Raw genomic sequence first — 23,942 nt, 5'->3', positions numbered from 1 at the left:
GTCAGGCCGCCCGTCCGGTCAGACCCGTCGGCTTCACCAGGAGCACCAGGACCATCAGAACGAAGACCACGGTGTTGGAAGCCTCGGGATAGAAATATTTGGTCAGTCCCTCGATCACGCCGAGCGCGAAGCCGGTGATGATCGAGCCCATGATCGAGCCCATGCCGCCGATCACGACCACCGCGAACACGACGATGATCAGGTCGGCGCCCATCAGCGGCCGGACCTGGTTGATCGGCGCCGACAACACGCCGGCGAGCGCGGCGAGGCCAACGCCAAGGCCGTAAGTGAGCGTGATCATGCGCGGCACGTTGACGCCGAAGGCGCGCACCAGGGTCGGATTTTCAGTGGCCGCGCGCAGATAGGCGCCAAGCCGCGTGCGCTCGATCAGGAACCAGGTCGCCAGGCACACGATCAGCGAGAACACCACGACCCAGCCGCGATAGATCGGCAGGAACATGAAGCCGAGATTCATGCCGCCGCGCAGCTGATCGGGGATCGCGTAAGGCAGGCCCGAGGAGCCGAAATAGTTCTGGAACAGGCCCTGCACGATCAGCGCGATGCCGAAGGTCAGCAGCAGGCCGTAGAGGTGGTCGAGCCCGGTCAGCCACTGCAGCAGCGTGCGCTCCAGGATCATGCCGAAGATGCCGACGATGATCGGCGCCAGCAGCAGCGCCCACCAATAGTTGATGCCGCCGAGGTTCAGCAGGAAATAGGCGCAGAACGCGCCCATCATGTAGAGCGCGCCATGGGCGAAATTGATGATGTTGAGCATGCCGAAGATGACGGCAAGCCCGAGACTGAGCAGCGCGTAGAACGAGCCGTTGATCAGTCCGACCAGGAGCTGTGCGTAGAGGGCCTGCATCGTCTTGTTCTGTCTTCTCTCGGCGTTTCCTAAAGGACGAGCAGCCCCGGCAGCGGACCGCCGGGGCTGCAGCGGCTCACTTCTTCAACAGGGCGCACGCACTCTTGTCGAGCGGCGTGAAGGCCTGGTCGCCCGGCACCGAGCCGACCAGCTTGTAGAGATCCCACGGCGCCTTGGACTCGGACGGTTTCTTGACCTCGAACAAATAGGCGGTGTGGATGGTGCGGCCATTGGGCTGGATCTCGCCCTTGCCGAACAGCGCATCCTCGGTCGGGATCGACTTCATCTTCTCGACGATCTTGACGCCGTCATGGGGGTTCTCGCCGAGCGCCTCCAGCGCCTTGAAGTAATGCAGGAGGCCCGCATAGACGCCGGCCTGCACCATGGTCGGCGGCGCACCGTTCTTCATCCGCTTGGCAAAGCGCTCCGAGAAGGCGCGGGTCTGGTCGTTCATGTCCCAGTAGAAGGTTTCGGTGAAATTGAGGCCCTGCGCGATGTCGAGCCCGATCGACTTGACGTCGGTCAGGAACAGCAGCAGCGCGGCAAGCTTCTGGCCGCCCTTGGTGATGCCGAACTCGGCCGCCTGCTTGATCGAGTTGGTGGTGTCGCCGCCGGCATTGGCGAGGCCGATGACCTTGGCGCCCGAGGACTGCGCCTGCAGCAGGAAGGACGAGAAGTCGGAGGTGTTGAGCGGGTGCTTGACGCCGCCGATCACCTTGCCGCCATTGGCGGTCACGACCGCCGTGGTGTCGCGCTCCAGCGCCGCGCCGAATGCATAGTCGGCGGTCAGGAAGAACCAACTGGTGCCGCCCGCCTTGACCAGCGCCTGGCCGGTGGTGTGCGCCAGCATGTAGGTGTCATAGGTCCAGTGCACCGTGTTGGGCGAGCACTGCGCATTGGTGAGGTCGGAGGTCGCGGCCCCCGAATTGATGTAGACGCCGTTCTTCTCCTTGACGACGTTGTTGACCGCCAGCGCCACGCCCGAATTCGGCACGTCGACGATGATGTCGACCTTGTCGACGTCGAACCATTGCCGCGCGATCGAGGTGCCGATATCCGGCTTGTTCTGATGGTCGCCGGAGATCACATCGATCTTCCAGCCCTTGCCCGCGAGCCCGGAATCCTCGATGGCCATCTGCGTCGCCAAGGTCGAGCCGGGGCCGCCGAGATCCGAATACAGGCCGGACTGGTCGGACAGCGCGCCGATCTTGACGGTCTTGTCGCCGGCCGAGGCGATGCTGCCCGCCGCGAAGCTGAGCGCCGTTCCCAGCAGCAATGACGCGATGAATCTGTTTTTCATTTCCAACTTTCCAGAATGTTCCAAGAAACGGTCCCAGCGCCGGTCAGACGCCGAGGTAAGTATGAAGCTTGTCCATGTTGGCGGCGAGATCGGCATTGGCGAAACCGTCGATGACCTTGCCGTGCTCGACGACATAATAGCGGTCGGCGACGGTCGAGGCGAAACGGAAGTTCTGCTCGACCAGGAGGATCGTGAACCCCTCCTTCTTCAGCCGCGCGATGGTGTGGCCGATCTGCTGGATGATGACCGGCGCGAGGCCTTCGGTCGGCTCGTCCAGCATCAGGAAGCTCGCGCCGGTGCGCAGGATGCGCGCGATCGCCAGCATCTGCTGCTCGCCTCCCGACAGCTTGGTGCCCTGGCTCTTCAGCCGCTCCTTCAAATTCGGAAACAGCTCGAAGATCTGGTCGAGCGTGAGCCCGCCCGGCCGCACCACCGGCGGCAGCAGCAGGTTCTCGCGGACGTCGAGGCTCGCGAAGATGCCGCGCTCCTCCGGACATAGCGCGATGCCGAGCCGCGCGATTCGGTCCGAAGTCATGCGGATCAGCTGCTGGCCGTTGAACTGCACCGAGCCGGTGCGCTTGCCGATGATCCCCATGATCGACTTCAAGGTCGTGGTCTTGCCGGCGCCGTTGCGCCCGAGCAAGGTGACGACCTCGCCGGCATTCACCGTGAAGTTCATGCCGTGGAGAATGTGGGATTCGCCGTACCAGCTCTCGAGATTTTTCACATCGAGAATGGTGCTGGTGGCAGCCGCCTGCCCTGGCTTTGCAGCCGTCATCACCTCAGGCATGTCCGGCTCCCAGATAGGCTTCCTTGACGCGCTCATCCTTCGCGAGCTCGGAATACGGTCCCTCGGTCAGCACCTGGCCGCGGGTCAGCACCGTGATGGTGTCGGACAGGTTGGCGACGACGCTCAGATTATGCTCGACCATCAGGATCGTGTATTTGGCCGAGATGCGCTTGATCAGCGCGGCGATCTTGTCGATGTCCTCATGGCCCATGCCGGCCATCGGCTCGTCCAGCAGCATCATCTCCGGATCGAGCGCCAGAGTGGTCGCGATCTCCAACGCGCGCTTGCGTCCATACGGCATTTCGACCGCCGGAATATTCGCGAACTCGCTCAGGCCGACATCGTTGAGCAGCTCCAGCGCCCGGGCATTGAAGCGGTTCAGCACGCTCTTGGAGCGCCAGAAGTCGAATGACGAGCCATGCTGGCGTTGCAGGGCGACGCGCACGTTCTCCAGCGCGGTCAGATGTGGAAACACCGCCGAGATCTGGAACGAGCGGACCAGGCCGAGACGCGCCACATCGGCCGGCGCCACGGCCGTAATGTCCTGCCCCTTATAGAGAATCTTGCCCGCTGAAGGGCGCAGGAACTTGGTCAGAAGATTGAAGCACGTGGTCTTGCCGGCCCCGTTGGGACCGATCAGCGCGTGAATGGTGCCCCGGCGTATCTTGAGCGAAACATCGCGAACGGCAAAGAACCCCGCGAATTCCTTCGTCAATCCGTGGGTTTCGAGAATGAACTCTTCAGCCAAACAGAATCCCCCCAGCCGGCGCCGTCGGCGCCCAGCCCTCGCTTCTTCCTGTACGGCGGCTCTGCCGGACGGTTGGACAATTGCTTGCCACCACCCGCGGCCGCTTCGCGCCGGAATATGCCGTCAATCGAGGGAGTTAGGCAAGGCGGAAAGCTGGGCATTGGCGTCGCAACGCCATCCATGCACCTTGCGTTGATACGATTCTCTTCTTCCCGCGGACATAGAATACTATGCCACCATCATGCGCTTCACCGCCAGCGCGTTTGGCGCCGGCCCCGCAGCGCGCGTGGTCATTCGCGATCGCGCCGGCACGGGCTCTTACGGGTTGCCGGCACCGGCCTGCTACTTCGCGCCCTTCACGTCCTTGGCGTAGATCTCCGGCTTGAAGCCGACGATACGGCGGCCACCGAGATCGAGCACCGGCCGCTTGATCATCGATGGCTGCGCCAGCATCAGCGCGATCGCCTTGGCTTCGGTGAGTCCCTCCTTGTCGGCGTCGGGCAATTTCTTGAACGTGGTGCCGGCGCGATTGAGCAACAGCTCCCAACCGACCTCGTCGCTCCAGGTCTTCAACGTCGCCTTGTCGATTCCAGCCGTCTTGTAGTCGTGGAAGTCGTAAGCCACGCCATGATCGTCGAGCCAGGCACGCGCCTTCTTCATCGTGTCGCAGTTCTTGATTCCGTAGATCGTGATGCTCATGGCTTGCGTCCTCAAACAATCGTGTCGCACCGCAACGGATGTCTCATGTTGCGACAATTGGCCCGGCATTTTGCAGTGCGATTCACCGGCTTTTGATGCGGAAAACACGCTTCGTTCCGCGGTCGGAATTCACCCGGACCTTTGCCACGAAACTGTCGGCTCAGCATTACATTTTCTTCGCATCCCCGGCGTATCTGGCGCGCGAACAGGAGACCGCGATGGGCAAGATCATGGTACGTTGCACGCAGACCGGCCGCAGCATCGAGACCGGGATGGAGATGGAGGCCGCACGCTTTCAGCGCATGCCTGTGTTCTTCTCACGCACCTATTGCCCGCACTGCCGCATCCACCATGAATGGTTCGCCGCTCACGCCTGGGTCGAGGACTCGCGCGACCGCGAGCCGTTCGCTCTCGCCTGACCAGATGCAGAATCCCGATACAGAATAACGTATGCCATTTGGACCTGATCGAGCGACGGCGCGATGATCTCTCTCAGTCGTCCTTCGGGTCATTCTTCAGCGGCTTGGTGGAATCTCCCGGCATCAGGCACGGATACAATTCCTGAAACTCGAACTCGGTCGCGCCGGCAGCGCGATCGAGGCGCAGCACCACGTCGAAGCGCTTGCCTGACCAATGGGTCGGCAACTGGTCGGCATTGCTGACCGGCAGGCGCGGCAGGATGTCGGAGATGATCGCCTTGTGCTCCCAGGCGACCAGCACCGTGCCGGCGAGCGGCAACAGCGCGTCGACCAGCGCGGCTTCCTGTCCCTTCGCAAACGATGTGTTCGGCCTGTCGAGGCCGACGCGGGCCGCCAGGTCCAGCACCGTCTCATAGGGTCGCCGGCTCGGTTCCGAGCCGTCCTTGGTGCTGTCGGGATCGGCCGCATAGACCGCCTGCGGCGCAGGATAGGTCGAACCGCCGAGCCCGGCACCGAACAGCGCCGTCCACGCCCCTGCCCGCTCCCAGCCGAAGATCACCAGCGACTTCGAATCCACCTTGCCCTTGTGCGTCAGGCCCGGACCGGTCGCATCGCCATCAGGCTTCTCGGCGTGGCGGATGATCAGAAGCGTGAGCGCGTCCATCGTGTCCTCCGCGGGCAGACTCCATCGTCAGATGCTGGCGGCCGCCAAAGTAACGCACGCGCCAAGGCCCTGCTGTGAACTCGTTCACAGGATGCATCGCGGCGGGCGCCCCTCAACCGGAAGCCTTGCGCTGCGGCGTTGCGGCGCCAGCGCCCGCGGCTGGCATCAGCGGCTGTCCAATCCAGGCGCGGTTGAGCAGCCGCGTGAACGGCGGGCAAGCATTGCCGCGGATGCGCGCCATCGCTTCCTGATAGGGACCGACGGTCCGCAACCGGTCCGGCAGCATTGCGTAGGCCCGTGGCAGCCAGACGCGGGCCCGCGCAGCGCTGCGCCGTTCGCGCTCTCCATGAGGCAGGTCGAACGCGAGCCGCAGCCGCTCGGGCAGCATCTCCGCGGTCAGCGCGGTGAACCAGCGCGGCGGCCCGATCAGAGTCGCCTCGCCGGAGAAGATGCGCCGCGCGATATCGCGCGCGGCCGTGCTGACCGTGAGCGTCTCCGACGCCATCATCCCGGCGGTGTAGGCCTTGAACGCGTCCCAGTCGCGCGGCAGCATGTCGTGCGGAATCCCGAACAGGCGCGCGAAGCGCATCGCCTCACGCCAATATTGCTCGCGCTCGGCCGCCGCGAGCGGTGGACACAGCAGGCCGTAGGACATCATCGCGGTCTCGACCAGCGTGGCATGGACCCAGCGCAGCGCCTCGACATCGTTGGCACGATAGCGCGACCCCGCCGCGAACGGTCCAACCGTCTCCGGCATCACGCCGTCGACGGCGGCATGACGCCGATACAGCCGGCGCGCCACCGCGACCGCCTGCGCGCGCGTGCCGAACACCATCGTGTAGACGATGCTGAAGGTGCGGTGAAAACGGCCCAGCGGATCGGCGAACACTTTCGACTGCTCGGCGATTCCGGCCGCCACCCAGGGATGGGCGAGCTGCAGCAGCAGCGCCCGCCCGGCGCCGAGAAACAGCGCCGCCTCGCGATGAACGCGCCACATCACGCTGTCCGGGCCGAGCACGCCGTCGCCCGCCAGGGCGGGCGCCGACATCACCTCGTCCAGGCGATTTTCGAAATCGGCTTCGCTGACGATCACGGCCGCTTCGGGATCTCCAGCCCGCGTTGCACCGCCGGCCGTGCCAGGCCGCGCTCCAGCCAGGCCGGCACGTGCGTCAGCTCGTCGAACGCCACCAACTCGCGCGCGCCATAAAAGCCGATCAGATTGCGCACCCAGCCGAGCGTCGCAATGTCGGCGATGGTGTAGTCGGCGTCCATGATCCATTGCCGGCCATCGAGCCGGGCCTCGAGCACGCCGAGCAGCCGCTTGCTCTCGGCGACATAGCGCTGCAGCGGGCGCTTGTCCTCGTACTCACGGCCGGCGAATTTGTGGAAGAAGCCGAGCTGGCCGAACATCGGCCCGATGCCACCCATCTGGAAATGCAGCCATTGCAGGGTCTGCCAGCGCCGCGCCGGATCGGCGGGAAGGAATTGTCCGGTCTTCTCGGCCAGGTACTGCAGGATTGCGCCGGACTCGAACAGGCCGAGGGGCTTGTCGCCGGGGCCATTGGGATCGATGATCGCCGGAATCTTGCCGTTCGGATTGAGCGAGAGAAATTCGGGGGTCTTCTGGTGGTCCTTGCCGAAATCGATCGCATGCGGCTCATAAGGTAGACCCGTCTCCTCCAGCATGATCGAGACCTTCACGCCATTCGGCGTCGGCAGTGAATAGAGCTGGATGCGGTCGGAATGCTGCGCCGGCCAGCGCTTGGTGATCGGGAAGCTGGAAAGATCGGACATTGTGGCTGTGCTCGCGCTGACATCGGTTGCATCAATCTAAGGCCGGACGCCCCTGCTGCAAGGCATGATGCGGAACCGCCGTTGCGCGCCGGTCTTATGATGCTGTCATGTGCGGAGACTCGGCGTGCCCAGTGCAACCTACCAGATGATCATGCAGGCGATGCGCACGCGCCAGCAGGTCCTGTGCATGTATCGGGGTTTCGCCCGCGCGCTGTGCCCGATCATCCTCGGCCATAGCGGCGGGCGCGAGCGCGTGCTCGGGTTCCAGTTCGCCGGCGGCGCGAGCCGCGGCCTGCCACCGGGCGGCCAATGGAAATGTTTCGACATCAGCGGCATGAGCGAGGTCGAGCTGCGCGAGGGACGCTGGCATTCGGGGCGCAGCCATTCCCAGCCGCAATATTGCGTGGCCGATGTCGAACTCGACGTCAATCCGGACAGCCCTTACGTGCCGCGGCCGCCGATCGGCAACAACGGACGGCGAAGTCGATAAGTGCTATTGCGGCTCGCGCAGGCGCACGCGCAGCAACGCCGGCAGCTTCGAGGTCGCTTCATGCTGCGCCAGCTTTGCCGCGACGCGGCGCATCAGCGCCGAGGCGCCCTGCTTCGCGAGCACCTTCATGCCGCGGGCGCTGAAATCCACCACCACCTCGTGATGACGCATGCCCTTGCCGCCCTTGACCAGGCCAAGGTCGCGCACCAGGCAATAATGCCCGTCGCTCATGCGTGCCAATCGGGTGTTCTCGAACATGTCACGAAGCAATGCATCGAGTCGCAAATCCGTCAAGATTGACAGGAACGACTCATGAACTCAGCACCTGCGACACCGGCCGCCGCGGCGCAAAGGGCAGCGCCGGACCATAGCCGAAGCGCAGCACAAGATCCGGCCGCCGGGTGGTTCCGACCACGCGCGCCAGCTCGGGCCGCAACGACGCCACCTCGACCGGCTGGTTGATGAACGCAAGCTTGAGCCCGAGCCGCGTCGCTTTGAGCGCGAAGCGCTGGCAGGCCTGCCCCACCCTGATCCAATGCGACGGATCGGCCCGCTCGGCCGCGAACACGACAAGTCCCGCGGAGGACGCGATCTGGCGGGCATATTTGTCGTTCTCGGCCGCGGCATCGAACAGGCGGTCGAAGGCAACGCCCCCAAGCGCAGTCGGCAAGGACGGGTTGCCGCTCGCCGCAGCGAACAGACCGTCGCCGGTCATCATCGCGCTGTGCGGATTGAAGCGGATCCAACGCTTGAGCTCACGCATGAACGCGACATCGCGCATCTGCGTGTCATTGCCGGCCACGACGAGATCGCGGATGGCGGCGATACGGGCGGAATCGGTGACCAGAGCGAGATCGACGCCAGGCATTGCTGCAGCGCTCTGCAGCGCGGAGAGATCGCTGGACGGCACCGCGCGGCCGTCATACGCGGTCCGCGTCGACTGCCGGCGCACGATCGCCGCAAGCAGCCGATCCTCATGGGGCACGCCCTTGACGAAATCGTAGCGGATCGTCTGGCCGTCGATCGCAAGCTCGCCTTGATATCCAGCCGCCGCGGCGGCGATCGCGAGATTGGCGGCGGCGCAGCCCAGGCTGACAAACAAATGATGGTCGTCGGGATCGACCGCCGGCGTCCGCCGCGACACATCGGGCCCGATCTCGATCGCATCGCGGCTCACGCGAAAGCGCCAGGGCTGCGTGTTGTGACTGTTCGCTGCGAGCGTCGCATAGCGGATCACGTCAGCAATGTCGGACGACAGCGGCGCGCGCAGCCGCGCGCTGTAGTCGTTATAAGAACTCATCGTTCCCGTCGCCGCGCGCCATGCGCCGGTGCCGCACGCCGCGGCCGCAAGGGCGCCGCCCGCTCCTAACAAGATCTGCCGTCGGTTCATCGAACGCGCTCGCGAATTCGCCGCAATGTGACCTGGGATCACGATAGCGGCGACCTGCGCCGGCGCGTTGTTGCAGATCAACATCTGCAACAACCAACTCATAGATAGCTCGATCGCTGTTGACAGCAACATCAAAGCCGCGTATGTCCCGCGGCCTCGCGAGCGATTGCGCCCGCGACAAACATGAGCATGACGATGTCCTTCGGCTATGAACATAAGATTTGCACCGCCAACGGCTTTGCGCCGGTGGATGGCGCACGCCATGCTCGGGGGAGCGGTCTTGCTTGAAGCAGGATCCATGAAGTCCGCATCACACGGACCCTCCCGAGCCAGCCGCTCCGGAGGGCTTTTTATTGCCCTCACGCGAGTTGGCTGCACGGCGAACAGCAACGGAAGTGCCGGCGATCTGCCGGAACGGGAGACCCGGATCCCGGGGCTCGCGCAGGTGATGCGCGGCCTAAGCGCGCGGGGCCTGTCGGAGGGAACGAGGCGTCGAGCCGGACACCGATGACAGAGCGAGCTTGCTTGAGAGCTCGCACCACGCGGCGCCCTGTGGCGCCGCAGACAAGTGATTTCAATTCCCGGCCGTTCGCGGCCGGGAGCTGCTGGTGGTGAAGATCGCGGATCCTTCGCGCCAATGCGGCCACGCGCCGCCTTCGATCGATCGTACCGTGGAATCCGTCAAGCGAGACGGGTGAGTCGCGGGTTGCGGTGAGGCCTCGCGCCAAGCCTGCGTTTCGATCGTCGTATTGCCGTGATTGCCCGTTCCCCAGCATGCCATCTATCGTCGCCCGGCCACGGCCGGGCGGCCAAGGCGGTGGTGAAGATGTCTGTTACTTCGTTGAAACCGAGCGCCCGAACAGGGCAGCAACAGCATCGCCGATTCCCCGCCGACGTCATCCACGAACCGTGGTGAAGATGACTGTTACTTCGCCTTTCACGCGAGAGGTCGCGGGTTCGAATCCCGCCCGGTGTTCTGCCGGTAGCTCAGAGGACAGAGCGCTTTCCGGTCCATTCTCGGTGGACCGGATCTCAGTCGTCGTCCGTTCCCGGCTCGTGGTCGATATCAAACGGTGATCGTTTTCGAACGATCACGTCGTTACGGTGCAGATGTTTGCTGCGCCAGCTCATCCACGCGCCGTGGTGAGGAGTGCTGATACTTCGACTGTTAATCGAGAGGTCGTGGGTTCGAGTCCCACCCGGCGTTCCATGCGCCGGTAGCTCAGTGGCAGAGCACTATCTGCTCCACGCAAATGGAGCGGAGCTCAGCATTCGCCCGTTCCCGGCGCGCGGTCCCTGCAACGCGTGATCTCCAAACCGACCACGCGGAGCCGGCCGGTCCTCCGGCCATTCCATCCATCATCAACCCAACCCGAGGAGGCCATCATGGTCAGGCTCAACACGTTCCTGCGCGCCTTCACCCATGAGGGTGCGCCGTCCCGACAGCTCGCGCCTGTGCAGGCGCTGCAGCGCACGCTGATGAGCTGTCTGTTGTGGGAGGACCAGTTCTACGAGGACGGGGTCGCGATCGCCGACCGGATCAAGGCGCTGGTCCCGCTGGTCGCACCGCGCGAGGTCGCTCAGCTCGCGGTGCGTGCGCGCGAAGAGATGAAGCTGCGGCACGCGCCGCTGCTCGTCGCCCGCGAGATGGCGAGGCTGCCGTCGCACCGCGCGCTGGTGGCCGAGACGCTGGCGCGCATCATCCAGCGGCCGGACGAGATGACGGAGCTGCTGGCGATCTACTGGGCGGACTCGCTGGGGCCGCAGCAGCAGCGCAAGCGGCAGCCGGTGTCGGCACAGGTCAAGAAGGGGCTGGCGAAGGCGTTCGGCAAGTTCGACGCCTATCAGCTCGCGAAGTATGACCGCGAGGGGCCGGTGCGGCTCCGCGACGTCCTGTTCCTGGTTCACGCCAGGCCGAAGGACGCCGCCCAGGAGGCGGTGTGGAAGCAGCTCGTCGATGGCGAGCTACCCTCGCCCGATACCTGGGAGGTGGCGCTGTCGGCCGGCGCGGACAAGCGTGCGAGCTTCGAGCGGCTGCTCGACGAGAAGCGGCTCGGAGCGCTGGCGTTGCTGCGCAACCTGCGTCTGATGCAACAGGCCGGCGTGCCGCGCGCGACGATCGCGGATGCGATCGCGGCGATGCGGACGGACCGGGTCCTGCCGTATCGGTTCATCACGGCGGCGCGGCATGCGCCGGACTTCGAGCCCGAGCTCGAGGCCGCGATGCTGCGGTCGATCAAGGGTCATGCGCGGCTTCCGGGCCGCACGCGACTGCTGATCGACGTGTCCGGTTCGATGTTCGCGGCGCTGTCCGCGAAGTCGGAGATGACGCGCGCCGATGCGGCGTGCGGGCTGGCGGTGCTGGCCCGCGAGGTCTGCGACGAGGTCGAGATCTTCACGTTCAGCGACGCTGTCGTGAAGGTGCCGCCGCGCCGTGGCTTCGCGCTGCGCGATGCGATCCTCGGATCGCAGCCGCATTCCGGGACCTATCTCGGCCGGGCGGTCCAGGAGGTCGACCGCAAGGGAGACCGCCTGATCGTCTTCACCGACGAGCAGAGCCACGATCCGGTGCCGTCGCCACGGGCGCGCGGGACCATGGTGAACGTGGCGTCGTACCAGCACGGGGTCGGTTACGGACCTTGGACGCGGGTCGACGGCTTCTCCGAGGCGGTGATCGCGTGGATTGCCGCGCAGGAGGAGACGCTGCGCGGGGCGACCCTGCACTGACGACAACCGACCCGGACGCGTCACAGACGCGCCCGGGTCTTTCCTCAACAAGCGCTTAGTTGGATGGGCCGCCCTGCGGAGCCTACTTCAACGCTGAGGGCGGCGTTCGCGCAAACGCGTCCGCGGCCTCCAGTTGCAGGCGATCCGGCGTATCGACATAGCGCGGCGAGTAGTGGAACGTGGTGAGCCGGCGCACGCCGGCCTCGCGCGCCAGACGTCCGGCCTGCGTTGCGGTCAAATGGCGGCGTTCACGCGCGATGGCAGCGTCAGCGTCGGCGAACGCACTCTCGATGAACAGATGATCCGCATTGCGCGCCAGAGCGACAATGGCGGCGGCGTTGTCGGGGGTGTACGCGGTGTCCGTGACATAGGCGACGCGCTGCCCCGGGCCGCTGCGAAGAACGTGCTCGCGCAGCCGTCCGAGGCTCTCGAAGCGACCATTGCCGACCTCGATCGGGGTGCCATCGCCCTCACCGCGCCGCGCCGCGCTTTTGGCCGTATTAAGCCAGGGACCGACCTCGAGGCCGAGCGATGCCAGCCCTTCGGTCCAGACATTGATCCGCATCGCCTCCTGCAGAGCAAAGCCGAGCGAAGAAATATTGTGCTCGAGGGCGCGGGCCTCGATCGTCAGTTCGCCATCGTCGAACACGACGCCCTTCGGCAGCGACGCGCGCTGCGCGGCTTCGCCACGAAAGGCGTCGCGGGCGCGAAACACCTTGCGATCGGCAAGGCATTCGGCCGCGAACTCGCTGACATCGACAACGAAATCGGGCGAGCTTTCCCCGAGCAGGTTCCACTCATAGGCCGCAAGCTTCGCAGCAATGCCGTCGATCATGCCCGCCGGTCCGACCACGCGCAATGCCCCGGGACGCCCGAGATGCACGCGCAGCAACCGGTCGAAGCCGCAGAAATGGTCGAGGTGGCGGTGGCTGACAAAGACGTCGGCGACACGAAGCAGCTCGCGATGCGATAGAGGCACAAGATCGCCGCAGTCGAACAGCATGGCCCTGCGGCCGAAGCGAAAATCAAGATAGACGCCGGGATCCCCGAACACGTCGTTGATCAGGCGCGGCTGCACCAACGCGCTCATCGCCCCCTGCCCTGTCGTGTCATACGGGCCAATGCTCCTCGCGCGCTCCCCGGCGCAGATGCGGCCGGCGATGTCCGGGCTTCAGGCCATCCAGATCTTCGATCGACATCACGCACAATCCCCAGAGACGTGGGGATATGCCAGATTTTTGCCGATCGACAAACCCGACGCAGCGACAATGCGTCATCGCGGCTGCGCCGCGGCCGACCGCATCACTGCGACCCGACCCGCCGCGCGCCCTGCTCCTTCAAGATCGCCTCCACCACCTCCGGATCGTCAGCGTGACAATCGACGGACACCTCGATCTCGCCTTCGAGCTCGGGCTTGCCGCTTTTACCGACGCCAGGATGGCCGCTATGGACGTCGGCGCCGGCGGCGCGCGATCCGGCGCTGTTGGCGGCGCCCGATGCCTGGACGAAGACGTCGGTGCGGGCGATGCCATGGTCCTGTACCAGATGCTCGACGGCAAGCTCGGCCTCGCGGCGCGTGGCGAAATGGCCGGTGATCGTGCGTTCCATAGATCGCTCCTGACAAGGGTCGGGCCGTCCCGGCCTGCTCAGGTCCGAACGCGCGGCACGGGGTAGCCGTTCCAGCTCTCAAGCGGCGGCCTTATTCCGCGCGCGACAATCCTCGCGAGGCTGAGCCTGCGCGTCAGTCACGGTGCTCGGCCGGCCCGACCAAGCCCGGGGCCGACCAACGCATCAGGCAATGGCAGCGCGGGACATCCCGCGTGATCACTTGCCGTCGTCGAGATGAACCAGCACCGCGGCATTGGCGATGATGATGGCGTCACTGCCCGCTTCGGCCGGAATCTCCAGCCCGCCCTTCACGGCGGTCACCGTCACCGTGCCATAGGGCAGCTCCTTGGCGACCGCCGCAGTATCGACGGCCTCGGGATTTGGCACGCCGATCGTGACATCGACGAGCATGTCCTGCGGCGTCTTGCCGACCATGCGGAAGAAGCCGAGGCTGGAATGGCGGATCGCATCCGACACCGCGCGCTTCGCAGCCTTGGTGGCGTCACGGCCATGGACGTCGACGCCCATGCCCATCTCGGTGATACAGCGAATACGCGCCATGTCGGAGTTCCCTCGTTCGCTCAGCCTGTGCAGCGTGCGACCTTAGCGCGCGCCGCAGCGGGCGCAACCTGTTGCGGATCGACGCGAGGTCGCGGCAAAAAGGTCATCAAATATCGGCATAGGTCGTGCATGATGCGGCCCTGAATGACCGCGAAATGCTTGCGGAGCAGGATCCATGGGTTTTTCACACAGCCTGGGCGGCACGACCTATCGCTTCGACGATCTCAGGACGCTGCTGGCCAAGGCGACGCCGCCACGTTCGGGCGACGTGCTCGCCGGCCTCGCCGCGCAGGATGCGGCCGAGCGCGTCGCCGCGCGCATGGCGCTCGCCGACCTGCCGCTGCGCCACTTCCTCGACGAGGCCGTCATCCCCTATGAGAGCGACGAGGTGACGCGGCTGATCGTCGATCAGCATGACGGCAGCGCCTTTGCCGAGATCGCGAGCCTGACCGTCGGAGCGTTCCGCGAATGGCTGCTGTCGGATGCGACCGATGCCCGGAGGCTTTCGGCGGTGTCGCCGGGCCTGACGCCGGAGATGGTCGCCGCGGTCTGCAAGATCATGCGGCTGCAGGATCTCGTCACCGTCGCCGCCAAATGCGAGGTGGTGACGCGCTTCCGCTGCACCATCGGCCTGCCCGGCCGGATGTCGACGCGGCTGCAGCCCAACCATCCGCTTGACGATCCCAAGGGCGTCGCGGCCTCGATCCTCGACGGGCTGATGTATGGCGTCGGCGACGCCACCATCGGCATCAATCCGGCGAGCGATGATCTCGACACGATGCTGCGGTTGCTCGACATGATCGAGACCCTGCGGCTCGCCTCGCACGCGCCGATCCAGTCCTGCGTGCTCGCCCATGTCACCACCGCCCTCAAGGCCATCGAACGCCGCGCGCCGGTCGATCTCGTGTTCCAGTCGCTGGCCGGCACCGAGGAAGCCAATCGCGGCTTCGGCATCACGCTGGCGCTGCTCGACGAGGCGCTCGATGCGGCCGAAAGCCTGGCGCGCGGTCCTGCCGGCGCCAACCTGATGTATTTCGAGACCGGACAAGGCAGCGAGCTGTCCTCATCAGGACATTGCGGCGTCGATCAGCAGACCCTGGAGGCACGCTGTTACGCGGTGGCGCGGCGCTACCGGCCGCTGCTGGTCAACACCGTGGTCGGCTTCATCGGGCCGGAATATCTCTATGACGGCAAGCAGATCATGCGGGCGGGGCTGGAGGATCATTTCTGCGGCAAGCTGCTCGGCCTGCCGATGGGCTGCGACGTCTGCTACACCAACCACGCCGAAGCCGACCAGGACGACATGGACGCGCTGCTGACCCTGCTCGGCGTCGCCGGCTGCACCTACATCATGGGCGTGCCCGGCGCCGACGACATCATGCTGAACTACCAGAGCACCTCGTTTCACGACGCGCTCTACATCCGAAAGGTGCTGGGCAAACGCGCCGCGCCGGAGTTCGAGGCCTGGCTGGCGGCCACCGGCATCAGCGACGGCAAGGGCGAACTGCGCTTCGATCCGGCCCGGCTGATGCCGTCGCTGCCGCTGCTGGGAGCCGAAGGGTGAGCGAGACAGACGATCAGGCGCCGGCCACGTCGTCATCCGACGATTGGAGCTGGCTGTCGCGCTACACCGCGGCGCGGATCGCGCTGGGCCGTTGCGGGCCGGGACTGCCGACCTCGGCCCATCTCGGCTTCCAGGCCGCGCATGCCGAAGCGCGCGATGCGGTGCTGAAGCCGTTCGATGCCGCCGGCTGCGCCGCCGACGTCACCGCGCGCGGCTGGCCGGCGATTGTCGTGCGCAGCCGCGCTGCCGACCGCGCCACCTACCTGCAGCGCCCCGATGCCGGTCGCCTGCTGGCGCCGGACTCGGAAGCGCTGCTGTCGGAGCCCCGCGCGCCGGCCGACATCGCGCTGGTCGTGGCCGATGGACTGAGCAGCCGCGCCGTGCAGGTCAATGCTCTGCCTGTGCTCGATACGTTGATGCCACTGCTCGCCGCGACCGGGCGGCGGCTGTCGCCCATCATCGTCGCCTCACAAGGCCGTGTCGCGCTAGCCGATCATGTCGGCGAGCTGTTTGATGCCTCGGCCTCGATCATCCTGATCGGCGAACGTCCGGGCCTGAGCGCGGCGGATTCGCTCGGCCTCTATCTCACCTGGATGCCGCGCCGCGGCCGCGTCGATTCCGAGCGCAACTGCATCTCCAATGTCCGGCACGGCGGGCTCGCGCCGGAGGACGCGGCCAAGCAGGCCGCCGAGCTGATCGCGCGGATGTTCCGGCATCGTGCCGCCGGCGTCCGCCTCGCCCGCCTGCCGCAGCTCCCCGCGCCGGACGGATCGTGACGCCGGCGCGTCGCGCAACAATCACACCGCGCAATAGCGATCCTGGATGTCCTTGTCGGCCAACAAAGCGGCGGCGCTGCTCTCATGCACGACCTCGCCCTGGTCGATGATCACGGCGCGGTCGGCGAGCCGCAGCGCCCATTCGACATTCTGCTCGACCAGCAGCAAGGTCTTGCCCTGGTCGCGCAGGCGACGAAACAGCACACCCATCTCTTCGACCAGCACCGGCATGATGCCTTCCGACGGCTCGTCGAGCAGCACCATGCGCGGCCGCGCGATCAAGGCCCGGGCGATCGCCAGCATCTGCTGCTCGCCGCCCGACAAGGTCACGCCCTCCTGATCGAGCCGCTCGCGCAGCCGCGGAAAGGTCTCGGCGATCTCCGCAAACGCCGCGCGCTCCTCGATGTCCGCCTTGGCCGCCACCAGCCCGAGCCGCAGGTTCTCGCGCACCGACAATCCGGGCACGATGCGGCGCTCCTCCGGCACATAAGCGAGGCCAAGGTGGAAGCGCCGATGCGCGGCCAGCGGCAGCAGGTCCACGCCCGCGAAACGCACCTGCCCCGCGGCGCGCGGCATCAGTCCCATGATGGTGCGCAAGGTCGTGGTCTTGCCGGCGCCGTTGCGCCCGACCAGCGCAACCACCTCGCCCGCGTTGACGCGCAGCGAGATACCGTGCAGCACGTGGCTCGCGCCATACCAGGCCTGGACGCCGTCGAGTTCGAGCAATGCGGTCTCAGCCATAGCCTTCACTCTGTCCCAGATAGACCCGGCGCACGTCGGGATTGCTCCTGATGTCGTCCGGCCGGCCGTCGGCGAGCAGCCGGCCGTGGTGCAGCACCAGCACGCGCTGGCTCAGCCCCAGCACCATCTTCATCTTGTGCTCGACCAGCAGCACGGTGCGCCGCTCGGCCAGCCGCTCGAGCAGCGCGACCATGTCCTTGGTCTCCTCGGGCCCCATGCCGGCGGTCGGCTCATCCAGCAGCAACAGCTCCGGCTCGGAGACCAGCGCGATCGCGATCTCCAGCGCACGCTGCTGGCCGTGGGCAAGGAATTTGGCCTGCTGGCCGCGCTTGCCGATCAGCCCGACTGCCGTCAGCGCCGCATCGGCGCGCTCGCTCAGCTCGACAAGGTCGGCGCGCCTGCGCCAGATGTCATAGCTGACGCTCATCGCCTGCGCGGCGACCCGGACATTCTCGTGCACCGACAGGTCGGGGAAGATGTTGGTGATCTGGTAGGAGCGCGAGATGCCGCGATGCACGAAGCGGTGCTGCGGCAGGCCATTCAGCGCCTGCCCCTTGAAGCGCAGCGTGCCCGTGCTCGGCGACAGCGTGCCGGACAGAATGTTGAAGAACGTGCTCTTGCCGGCGCCGTTCGGGCCGATGATCGAGGTCAGTTCGCCTGCCGCGAAAGAGACGGTAATGCCTTCGAGGGCTGTGAAGCCGCCGAAGCGACGGCCGATGCCGTCGGCGCGCAACAGCTCGGTGCTCATCGCCGCTCCCTCGCCGCCGGCAGCAGGTCCAGCAACGTGCCCCAGATGCCCTTCGGCAGGAACAGAACGAAGCCGACAAAGATCGCGCCGACGACGATCTGCCAATGCGGCGTCCAGATCGAGACGACGTCTTCCAGGATCAGGAACACCGCGGCGCCGATGAACGGCCCGAAGAAGCTGCGGGCGCCGCCGAGCAGCACCATCATCACGATCATGCCGGATGTCTGATAATGCAGGATGTCGAGCGGCACGATCGACAGGTGCAATGCCGACATGCAGCCGCCGATCGCGGAGATCGCGCCCGACAGCATGAACACGATCAGCTTGCAGCGTTCGACGTCGTAGCCGCACGCCCGTGCGCGCTGCTCATTCTCCCGGATCGCCTCGATCACCGCGCCGAACGGCGAATTGAGAATGCGCGACTGGGCCCAGATCGCCAGCGCCGCAAACGCCATCAGGACGTAATATTTGTTGACCGGATCGAGAAAATTGATCTGCAGGCCGAGCAGATTGACGTGATCGACGGTGAAGCCGCGCAGCCCGTTCTCGCCCCCCGTCCATGACGACGCCTGCAAGGCGACGTAATAGACCAGCTGCGCCAACGCCAGCGTCACCATCGAGAAATAGATGCCACGGGTCCGCGTTGAGATGGTGCCGATCGCGGCGGCGAGCACGGTGCTGGCCGCAATCGCCAACGGCACCGCGGCGAACCACGGCAGTCCGAAGCGGCCGATGGCGATGCCAGTGAGATACGCGCCCGTTCCGAAGAAGGCGGCATGACCGAACGACAGCAGCCCGGTATAGCCGAACAGGAGATTATACCCCATCACCACGACGCCATAGATCAGCACGTTCACGGCCAGCGCCTTCGACGGCAGCAGCCAGGGCAACAGGGCCAGCGCCACCAGCGACACCAGGACGCGATGATCGGCGATCGCCGCCATGACGCGCTGCGCCTGCGGAAGCGCCGGTGCCGCGCCGCTCGACTGCATCGCCATCACGCTCTCCCCTTGAGGCCGAACAGGCCCTGCGGCCGGACCAGCAGCACCGCCGCCATCAGCGCGAACATCACGATGGTCGCCATTTCCGGCGCGAACAGCGCCACCATGCTGATGCAGACGCCGACCATCAGCCCCGCGACCACCGCGCCGACGATCGAACCGAGGCCGCCGATCACCGTGACGACGAAGGCCTCCGCGAGCACCAGCGTTCCCATTTCCGGATTGACGCTGCGCATCGGCCCCGCCAGGACCCCGCCCAGCGCCGCCAGGCCGACGCCGAGGCCGAAGATCGCGAGCCAGACCCTGCCGATGTCGACGCCGAGCACGCGCATGATCTGCGGATCGCGGGCGCCGGCCCGCACGATCAGGCCAACCCGGGTTTTCTCCAGCATCAGCCACAGCGCCAGCAGCACGACGGCCACCAAGGCGATCACGAACAGCCGGTACTTCGGAAAGAAGCCGAAGCCGAGATCGACGACGCCGATCAGTTGCGACGGCGTCGGAAACGGAATGCCGTCGCTGCCGAACACGATGCGCACGCCCTCGACCAGGATGTAGCTGAGCCCGAAGGTCAGCAGCAAGGGATCATCGACCGACCGGCCATAGAGGCGCCGGACCAGGACGCGCTCGATCAGCATGCCGAAGGCGCCGACCAGCAGCGGCGCGAGCAGCAGCCCCCACCAGAAACTGCCGGTCAGCGACGCCAGATAGAGCCCGGCATAGGCGCCGATCATGAACAGCGCGCCATGGGCGAAATTGACCACGCCCAGCATGCCGAACACGATGGTCAGGCCGAGCGCCGTGATCACCAGCACCGCCCCAAGGGCGATGCCGGAGAACAGCTGCATGATGATCAGGGAGAGATCCATGCGGTCCGGATCAGGTCGCGTGGCCGAGTTCGCTGCAGCTGCGCAGCATCTCGTCGGCGCCGGGATCGCTGGCCACGATCGCGAACAGGTCGCTGTCATTGGCCATGGCCGACTTCTTCTTCGATTCCAGCACAAGCACCGACTGCACCGATTGGTGGTCGCATTTGCGGTAATGCTGCGGGCCCTTGGTCAGGTCATATTGCAGGGCCTCCAGCCCCGCGACGACCTTGTCGGTCTCGGTGCCGCCGGCCGCCTGCATCGCCATCAGCAGCGAGCCGACACCCGAATAGCCATAGGCGCCGTAATCCGTCGGGATGGCACCGCCATTGGCGGCGCGGAACGCCGCGTTGAATTCGGCCGCGGTCTTGTTCTGGGTCTCGAGTCCCCAATAATAATTGGCGCCGCCGACCACGCCCTCGAACACGTCGGGCCCGACCGCGAGACGCTGGTTGTGCAGGATCACTGGCACGACGATCTTCATCTGCTGCTTGATGCCGAAATCGACCGCCTGCTTGATCGCATTGGCCTGGTCGCGGCCGAAATTGCTGATGCACAGCACATCCGGGCGCAGCGACATCAGCCGCGGCATGAAGGTCGAATAGTCCGCCGCGCCGAACGGGTGCAGGATCTCGCCGACGGTGTCGGCCCCGATCGCCGCCTGCGCCCGCTTGAAGCCGCGCAGCATCTCGTGGCCATAGGCATAGTCGGCGACGAGATGCGCGACCTTCATGCCCTTCTTCAAGGTCTGCCGCGCCACGGCCGCCGTCGTCATGTGCGGATTGAGCGCCTCGTGGAACGTGAACTTGCTGAAATCCTTGGCCTCGTTGATCGTATCGGACTGACTGATCGACACGTAGATGACGCCACGCGCGCGGGTCACCTCGTTGACCGCGAGCTGCACCGCGCTGGAGAGCGCGCCGACCACCGCATGCACCTTGTCCTTTTCGATCAGCTCCAGGGTGCGCGTCGCCGCCTCGCCCGCATTGAGCTTGTCGTCGCGCACCAGCAGCTCGACCTTGCGCCCGGCGATGCCGCCCTTGTCGTTGACCAGCTTGACCGCGAGCTCGGCGCATTTGACCTGGTCGCGCGCCTCGGCCGCGAACGGGCCGGTCAGCGGCGTCGGAAAGCCGATGCGGATGGTGTCGTCGGCGGCGCGACCGAGCCGCGGCATCGCCAGCGTGGCAATGCCGGCCGATGCTCCCAGCAGCGCGTTGCGCCGGGATATGCCGCCTGGTCCTGGCCTGTTGTAGCTTGGCATGATGTCCTCCCTCGACCTGTCTTGTTAGTAGCGATTGAGCGCTTTCAATATGCGGGCCGGCGTGATCGGAATCGTGTTGATCGACGCGCCGAACGGCGTCAGCGCGTCGTTGACGGCATTGAGCACGCAGGCCGACGCCGCCGCCGTCCCGGCCTCGCCGCAGCCCTTGGCGCCCAGGATGGTATCGGCCGTCGGCGTCTCGACATGGTCGATGACGATATCGGGCATCTCCATCGCCATGGGCACGAGATAATCGGCCAGCGATCCGTTCAGCAGCTGGCCGGTCTCACCGTAGCGGCATTCCTCGAACAGCGCAGCGCCGAGACCCTGGACCACGCCGCCACGCAGCTGCTCGTCGACCAGCATGGGATTGATGATACGCCCGCAATCCTCGACGACATAGTGCTTCAGCAGCTTGACGAAGCCGGTGTCGACGTCGACCTCGAGAGAGCAGCCCTGGATGCCGTTGGTGAACGCGAAGGGATAGCCCTGCGGCGCGAAGTGGTGGCTGACGGTCAGCTGCGCCTGCGTCCCCGGTGGCAGCGTGTCGGAGCGGAAATAGGCGATGCGCGCGATCTCCGCCACGTCCAGCCGCGGCTGCCGGGACGCGGCACTGACGACCTGGCCATCGACGATATCGAGCGCCGCCGCCTGCTCCTGCAGGACCAGGGCCGCGATCGCAAGGATGTTGGCCTTGAGCCGGCGCGCAGCCTGCAGCGCGGTCTCGCCGCCGATGCCGGCGCCGCGGCAGGCCCAGGTCGCGCCACCATGCGGCGTCACCTCGGTGTCGCCGGTGATGACCTTGACGTGCTCCTGGGCGAGGCCGAGCTGGTCGGCGACGATCTGGCCGATGATCGCCTCGGTGCCCTGCCCCTGCTCGGTGACCGAGATCGCACAGCGCACCTCGCCGGTCGGCGTCAGGCTGATCGTCGCGCCATCCTGCGACGAGATGCGCGCACCGCCGACGCCGTAAAAGGCCGGGCTCGGATTGGTGATCTCGACGAAGGTCGCAATGCCGATGCCGCGATGCACGCCGCGCCGGCGCAGCTCGGCCTGCTCGCCCCGCAGCGCGTCATAGTCCATGATCTCGCGCAGGCGCCGCAGACAGGCCTGATGCGACAGGGCCTCGAATTTGTAGCCGGTCGGCGACACCAGCGGATAGGCGTCGTCGGCAATCACGTTACGGTCGCGCATCGCCAGCGGATCGAGCCCGGCGCGGCCGGCGGCGATGTCGACCATGCGCTCGGTGACGGCGCAGGCGATCGGATGTCCGACGGCGCGATACTGGCTGGTCTGCACCTTGTTCTGGAACACGACCTCCAGCGCCGCCCGGTAGGAGGTGAAACCATAGGGCGCGCCGATCAGGCGGATGACCTGGTTGCCTTCGACCACGCTGGTGCGCGGATAGGTCGAGAACGCGCCGATCGCCGTGGCGTCGTGGACGTCCATCGCGAGGATCTTGCCATCGGCATCGATGGCCATGCGCGCCTGCACGCGATGGTCGCGGGCGTGAATATCGGAGACGAAGGATTCGATGCGGTCCGCGACATATTTCACCGGACGCCCCAGCATCATGGACAGACCGACCACCGCCATGTCCTCGTGATAGACATGCAGCTTCATGCCGAACGAGCCGCCAATATCCGGCGCGATGACGCGGACGCGCGCTTCCGGGATGTTGTAGTGCCGGGAATAGAGGTCCTGGAACTGATACGGCGTCTGGGTGGCGTGATGCACTGTCAGCATGCCGCTGTCAGGCTCGTAATCCGCGACGATGGCCCGCGGCTCCAAGGTGACCGGCGTATGCCGCCCGAAGCTGAACTGCTGTTCGATCACATGGGCCGCAGCTACGAAGACCTCGTCCACGCCACCGCTGTCAAGCTGGGTCCGAAAGCAGATGTTGGACTGGCTGGCCGGATTGGCCCTTGGCGTCCCCGGCTGGCGCGCCTCGTCGAGATCGACGACCGCGGGCAATTCCTCATAGTCGACCGAGATCAGCTCAAGCGCATCCTCGGCCAGCGCCCGGCTGTCCGCCACGACCGCGACGACCGCCTGCCCGGCCCAGACGACGCGGTCGAGCGGCAGCGGCAGCTGCGGCTCGGAGGTCATGCCCTTGAAATGATCGAGCGTGCCGGTCCATGGCGTGCATATCCTGGCGAGGTCAGCGCCGGTTGCGATCAGATGCACGCCGGCGAGCGCGCGCGCCGCGTCGGCATCGATGCTGATGATCCGCGCATGCGCGTGCGGGCTGCGCAGGAACGCCGCATGCAGCATGCGCGGCAGGCGGATGTCGGTGACGTAGCGCCCGCGCCCGGCGAGCAGGCGCTTCGCGTTCGGCCGCGGCACCGAACGGCCGATATAGGAGTTCGGACGATCAAGCGGAGTGAGCGGCGCGGTCATGACGATGCGCCCTCCGCACCTTGCGCGGCCTTGGCCGCACGTGCCTCGGCAACCGCTGCGATCGCGTCGACGATCGCTTCATATCCGGTGCAGCGGCAGAAATTGCCGGACAGCGCGTCACGAATGGCCTCCCGGCTGGGCCGCGCGACGTTTGAGAGCAGCTCGTGGGCGTTGATCAGCATGCCCGGCGTACAGAACCCGCATTGCAGCGCGTTGCGCCGGTGAAACTCAGCCTGCAGATCGGCGATCACACCGCTCTCGGACAGCCCCTCGATCGTGTCGATCCGCGCGCCATCGGCCTGCACCGCGAACATCAGGCAAGCATGGACGGCGCGGCCATCGAGCTGGACCAGACAGGCGCCGCAAGCGCCCATCTCGCAGCCGGCATGCGTGCCGGTGAGTTCGAGCTGAGTGCGCAGGCAATCGACCAGCGTGTCGCGCGGCGCGACATCGCAAGCCGTCTTGCGGCCGTTGACGACGAAGCGGACGCGGACCGTCGCGTCAGCCTCGTCCAGATCGGACATGATCGA

General features: G+C 66.1%; 25 protein-coding genes and 2 tRNA genes. 7 read left to right on the top strand and 20 right to left on the bottom strand.

Going from position 1 to position 23,942, the window contains the following annotated elements; translation table 11 throughout:
* Position 1: 1 nt before the first annotated feature.
* The 5 genes from HL671_RS14395 to HL671_RS14375 form a co-directional block, all read right to left on the bottom strand.
* On the bottom strand, positions 2–865 hold the full coding sequence (locus HL671_RS14395) for a branched-chain amino acid ABC transporter permease (RefSeq protein ID WP_012043844.1): 864 nt from the start codon (positions 863–865) through the stop codon (positions 2–4).
* 76 nt (positions 866–941) lie between these two features.
* Positions 942–2,165, bottom strand: coding sequence for an ABC transporter substrate-binding protein (locus HL671_RS14390; protein ID WP_041750731.1), 1,224 nt, complete (start codon positions 2,163–2,165; stop codon positions 942–944).
* Positions 2,166–2,208: 43 nt separating this feature from the next.
* Positions 2,209–2,955, bottom strand: a complete 747-nt coding sequence (locus HL671_RS14385; RefSeq protein WP_012043842.1) for an ABC transporter ATP-binding protein — start codon at positions 2,953–2,955, stop codon at positions 2,209–2,211.
* Positions 2,948–3,703, bottom strand: a complete 756-nt coding sequence (locus HL671_RS14380) for an ABC transporter ATP-binding protein (protein ID WP_172236768.1) — start codon at positions 3,701–3,703, stop codon at positions 2,948–2,950. Before HL671_RS14380 ends, HL671_RS14385 begins: the two co-directional genes overlap by 8 nt.
* A gap of 342 nt (positions 3,704–4,045) precedes the next feature.
* Positions 4,046–4,402, bottom strand: coding sequence for an ArsC family reductase (locus HL671_RS14375; RefSeq protein ID WP_172236767.1), 357 nt, complete (start codon positions 4,400–4,402; stop codon positions 4,046–4,048).
* A 218-nt stretch (positions 4,403–4,620) separates the two neighbouring features.
* Here HL671_RS14375 and HL671_RS14370 point away from each other — a divergent pair, with 218 nt between their 5' ends.
* The gene (locus tag HL671_RS14370) at positions 4,621–4,821 is read left to right on the top strand and encodes a hypothetical protein (RefSeq protein ID WP_012043839.1); all 201 of its coding nucleotides are present in this window, start codon (positions 4,621–4,623) and stop codon (positions 4,819–4,821) included.
* Between the two features lie 73 nt (positions 4,822–4,894).
* Here the strand turns inward: HL671_RS14370 and HL671_RS14365 are convergent, their stop codons facing one another.
* From HL671_RS14365 to HL671_RS14355, 3 genes are all read right to left on the bottom strand, one after another.
* Complete coding sequence (locus HL671_RS14365; protein ID WP_012043838.1) at positions 4,895–5,485, bottom strand: hypothetical protein; 591 nt, start codon at positions 5,483–5,485, stop codon at positions 4,895–4,897.
* A 112-nt stretch (positions 5,486–5,597) separates the two neighbouring features.
* Complete coding sequence (locus tag HL671_RS14360; protein WP_012043837.1) at positions 5,598–6,578, bottom strand: oxygenase MpaB family protein; 981 nt, start codon at positions 6,576–6,578, stop codon at positions 5,598–5,600.
* Positions 6,575–7,279: a glutathione S-transferase family protein gene (locus HL671_RS14355; protein ID WP_012043836.1), complete on the bottom strand. Its 705-nt coding sequence runs from the start codon at positions 7,277–7,279 to the stop codon at positions 6,575–6,577. The genes HL671_RS14360 and HL671_RS14355 overlap by 4 nt, the downstream gene beginning before the upstream one ends.
* Positions 7,280–7,403: 124 nt before the next feature.
* Between HL671_RS14355 and HL671_RS14350 the strand changes: the two genes are divergently transcribed.
* A complete protein-coding gene (locus HL671_RS14350) occupies positions 7,404–7,769 on the top strand; it encodes a hypothetical protein (RefSeq protein WP_307768993.1) in 366 nt (121 codons plus the stop codon).
* Positions 7,770–7,772: 3 nt separating this feature from the next.
* On the opposite strand, the gene HL671_RS14345 is transcribed toward HL671_RS14350, so the two are convergent.
* Positions 7,773–8,000 carry a hypothetical protein gene (locus HL671_RS14345; RefSeq protein WP_012043834.1) on the bottom strand — a complete coding sequence of 76 codons (228 nt, stop codon included), beginning with the start codon at positions 7,998–8,000 and terminating at the stop codon, positions 7,773–7,775.
* Positions 8,001–8,079: 79 nt separating this feature from the next.
* Positions 8,080–9,159 (bottom strand): Acg family FMN-binding oxidoreductase, encoded by a 1,080-nt coding sequence (locus HL671_RS14340; protein ID WP_172236766.1) that lies wholly within the window; start codon positions 9,157–9,159, stop codon positions 8,080–8,082.
* Between the two features lie 1,135 nt (positions 9,160–10,294).
* Between HL671_RS14340 and HL671_RS14335 the strand changes: the two genes are divergently transcribed.
* From HL671_RS14335 to HL671_RS14325, 3 genes are all read left to right on the top strand, one after another.
* Positions 10,295–10,369 (top strand) — tRNA-OTHER (locus tag HL671_RS14335).
* Position 10,370: 1 nt separating this feature from the next.
* A tRNA-OTHER gene (locus tag HL671_RS14330) sits at positions 10,371–10,449 on the top strand.
* 96 nt (positions 10,450–10,545) lie between these two features.
* On the top strand, positions 10,546–11,886 hold the full coding sequence (locus tag HL671_RS14325; RefSeq protein ID WP_172236765.1) for a vWA domain-containing protein: 1,341 nt from the start codon (positions 10,546–10,548) through the stop codon (positions 11,884–11,886).
* An 82-nt stretch (positions 11,887–11,968) separates the two neighbouring features.
* On the opposite strand, the gene HL671_RS14320 is transcribed toward HL671_RS14325, so the two are convergent.
* The 3 genes from HL671_RS14320 to HL671_RS14310 all read right to left on the bottom strand — a co-directional run bounded on the left by HL671_RS14320 (position 11,969) and on the right by HL671_RS14310 (position 14,055).
* Entirely contained in the window at positions 11,969–12,976 is a 1,008-nt protein-coding gene (locus HL671_RS14320) for a ribonuclease Z (RefSeq protein WP_172236764.1), read from the bottom strand.
* A gap of 212 nt (positions 12,977–13,188) precedes the next feature.
* Entirely contained in the window at positions 13,189–13,494 is a 306-nt protein-coding gene (locus tag HL671_RS14315; RefSeq protein ID WP_012043827.1) for a hypothetical protein, read from the bottom strand.
* 216 nt (positions 13,495–13,710) lie between these two features.
* On the bottom strand, positions 13,711–14,055 hold the full coding sequence (locus HL671_RS14310; RefSeq protein ID WP_009027116.1) for a Lin0512 family protein: 345 nt from the start codon (positions 14,053–14,055) through the stop codon (positions 13,711–13,713).
* Positions 14,056–14,230: 175 nt separating this feature from the next.
* Between HL671_RS14310 and HL671_RS14305 the strand changes: the two genes are divergently transcribed.
* Positions 14,231–15,619, top strand: a complete 1,389-nt coding sequence (locus HL671_RS14305; RefSeq protein ID WP_172236763.1) for an ethanolamine ammonia-lyase subunit EutB — start codon at positions 14,231–14,233, stop codon at positions 15,617–15,619.
* Positions 15,616–16,395 (top strand): ethanolamine ammonia-lyase subunit EutC, encoded by a 780-nt coding sequence (gene eutC, locus HL671_RS14300; RefSeq protein ID WP_172236762.1) that lies wholly within the window; start codon positions 15,616–15,618, stop codon positions 16,393–16,395. Before HL671_RS14305 ends, eutC begins: the two co-directional genes overlap by 4 nt.
* Before the next feature lie 21 nt (positions 16,396–16,416).
* Here the strand turns inward: eutC and HL671_RS14295 are convergent, their stop codons facing one another.
* The 7 genes from HL671_RS14295 to HL671_RS14265 are packed head-to-tail and all read right to left on the bottom strand — an operon-like array spanning position 16,417 to position 23,936.
* On the bottom strand, positions 16,417–17,136 hold the full coding sequence (locus HL671_RS14295) for an ABC transporter ATP-binding protein (protein WP_083780672.1): 720 nt from the start codon (positions 17,134–17,136) through the stop codon (positions 16,417–16,419).
* Positions 17,129–17,884, bottom strand: a complete 756-nt coding sequence (locus tag HL671_RS14290; protein WP_172236761.1) for an ABC transporter ATP-binding protein — start codon at positions 17,882–17,884, stop codon at positions 17,129–17,131. Before HL671_RS14290 ends, HL671_RS14295 begins: the two co-directional genes overlap by 8 nt.
* Complete coding sequence (locus HL671_RS14285; RefSeq protein ID WP_172236760.1) at positions 17,881–18,882, bottom strand: branched-chain amino acid ABC transporter permease; 1,002 nt, start codon at positions 18,880–18,882, stop codon at positions 17,881–17,883. Before HL671_RS14285 ends, HL671_RS14290 begins: the two co-directional genes overlap by 4 nt.
* Entirely contained in the window at positions 18,882–19,754 is an 873-nt protein-coding gene (locus tag HL671_RS14280; RefSeq protein WP_012043821.1) for a branched-chain amino acid ABC transporter permease, read from the bottom strand. The genes HL671_RS14285 and HL671_RS14280 overlap by 1 nt, the downstream gene beginning before the upstream one ends.
* 10 nt (positions 19,755–19,764) lie before the next feature.
* Positions 19,765–21,012, bottom strand: a complete 1,248-nt coding sequence (locus HL671_RS14275) for an ABC transporter substrate-binding protein (protein WP_172236759.1) — start codon at positions 21,010–21,012, stop codon at positions 19,765–19,767.
* 24 nt (positions 21,013–21,036) lie between these two features.
* The gene (locus HL671_RS14270; RefSeq protein ID WP_172236758.1) at positions 21,037–23,412 is read right to left on the bottom strand and encodes a xanthine dehydrogenase family protein molybdopterin-binding subunit; all 2,376 of its coding nucleotides are present in this window, start codon (positions 23,410–23,412) and stop codon (positions 21,037–21,039) included.
* Positions 23,409–23,936, bottom strand: coding sequence for a (2Fe-2S)-binding protein (locus tag HL671_RS14265; protein WP_012043818.1), 528 nt, complete (start codon positions 23,934–23,936; stop codon positions 23,409–23,411). The genes HL671_RS14270 and HL671_RS14265 overlap by 4 nt, the downstream gene beginning before the upstream one ends.
* Positions 23,937–23,942 lie beyond the last annotated feature (6 nt).

The organism is Bradyrhizobium denitrificans (genome assembly GCF_013179005.1).
GTDB lineage: Bacteria > Pseudomonadota > Alphaproteobacteria > Rhizobiales > Xanthobacteraceae > Bradyrhizobium > Bradyrhizobium denitrificans.
The sequence above is the reverse complement of the archived record's forward strand: the minus strand, read 5'-3'. Positions and strand labels throughout refer to the sequence as shown.

What these genes read in the sequence shown, in the direction of transcription:
- HL671_RS14315 (WP_012043827.1), bottom strand. Translation starts at nt 13,494, where the DNA reads ATGGAACGCACGATCACCGGCCATTTCGCCACGCGCCGCGAGGCCGAG.
- HL671_RS14320 (WP_172236764.1), bottom strand. Translation starts at nt 12,976, where the DNA reads ATGAGCGCGTTGGTGCAGCCGCGCCTGATCAACGACGTGTTCGGGGAT.
- HL671_RS14390 (WP_041750731.1), bottom strand. Translation starts at nt 2,165, where the DNA reads ATGAAAAACAGATTCATCGCGTCATTGCTGCTGGGAACGGCGCTCAGC.
- HL671_RS14275 (WP_172236759.1), bottom strand. Translation starts at nt 21,012, where the DNA reads ATGCCAAGCTACAACAGGCCAGGACCAGGCGGCATATCCCGGCGCAAC.
- HL671_RS14290 (WP_172236761.1), bottom strand. Translation starts at nt 17,884, where the DNA reads ATGAGCACCGAGCTGTTGCGCGCCGACGGCATCGGCCGTCGCTTCGGC.
- HL671_RS14345 (WP_012043834.1), bottom strand. Translation starts at nt 8,000, where the DNA reads ATGAGCGACGGGCATTATTGCCTGGTGCGCGACCTTGGCCTGGTCAAG.
- HL671_RS14385 (WP_012043842.1), bottom strand. Translation starts at nt 2,955, where the DNA reads ATGCCTGAGGTGATGACGGCTGCAAAGCCAGGGCAGGCGGCTGCCACC.
- HL671_RS14305 (WP_172236763.1), top strand. Translation starts at nt 14,231, where the DNA reads ATGGGTTTTTCACACAGCCTGGGCGGCACGACCTATCGCTTCGACGAT.
- HL671_RS14270 (WP_172236758.1), bottom strand. Translation starts at nt 23,412, where the DNA reads ATGACCGCGCCGCTCACTCCGCTTGATCGTCCGAACTCCTATATCGGC.
- HL671_RS14325 (WP_172236765.1), top strand. Translation starts at nt 10,546, where the DNA reads ATGGTCAGGCTCAACACGTTCCTGCGCGCCTTCACCCATGAGGGTGCG.
- HL671_RS14295 (WP_083780672.1), bottom strand. Translation starts at nt 17,136, where the DNA reads ATGGCTGAGACCGCATTGCTCGAACTCGACGGCGTCCAGGCCTGGTAT.
- HL671_RS14365 (WP_012043838.1), bottom strand. Translation starts at nt 5,485, where the DNA reads ATGGACGCGCTCACGCTTCTGATCATCCGCCACGCCGAGAAGCCTGAT.
- HL671_RS14340 (WP_172236766.1), bottom strand. Translation starts at nt 9,159, where the DNA reads ATGAACCGACGGCAGATCTTGTTAGGAGCGGGCGGCGCCCTTGCGGCC.
- HL671_RS14265 (WP_012043818.1), bottom strand. Translation starts at nt 23,936, where the DNA reads ATGTCCGATCTGGACGAGGCTGACGCGACGGTCCGCGTCCGCTTCGTC.
- HL671_RS14310 (WP_009027116.1), bottom strand. Translation starts at nt 14,055, where the DNA reads ATGGCGCGTATTCGCTGTATCACCGAGATGGGCATGGGCGTCGACGTC.
- HL671_RS14395 (WP_012043844.1), bottom strand. Translation starts at nt 865, where the DNA reads ATGCAGGCCCTCTACGCACAGCTCCTGGTCGGACTGATCAACGGCTCG.
- HL671_RS14375 (WP_172236767.1), bottom strand. Translation starts at nt 4,402, where the DNA reads ATGAGCATCACGATCTACGGAATCAAGAACTGCGACACGATGAAGAAG.
- HL671_RS14280 (WP_012043821.1), bottom strand. Translation starts at nt 19,754, where the DNA reads ATGGATCTCTCCCTGATCATCATGCAGCTGTTCTCCGGCATCGCCCTT.
- HL671_RS14285 (WP_172236760.1), bottom strand. Translation starts at nt 18,882, where the DNA reads ATGGCGATGCAGTCGAGCGGCGCGGCACCGGCGCTTCCGCAGGCGCAG.
- HL671_RS14370 (WP_012043839.1), top strand. Translation starts at nt 4,621, where the DNA reads ATGGGCAAGATCATGGTACGTTGCACGCAGACCGGCCGCAGCATCGAG.
- HL671_RS14355 (WP_012043836.1), bottom strand. Translation starts at nt 7,279, where the DNA reads ATGTCCGATCTTTCCAGCTTCCCGATCACCAAGCGCTGGCCGGCGCAG.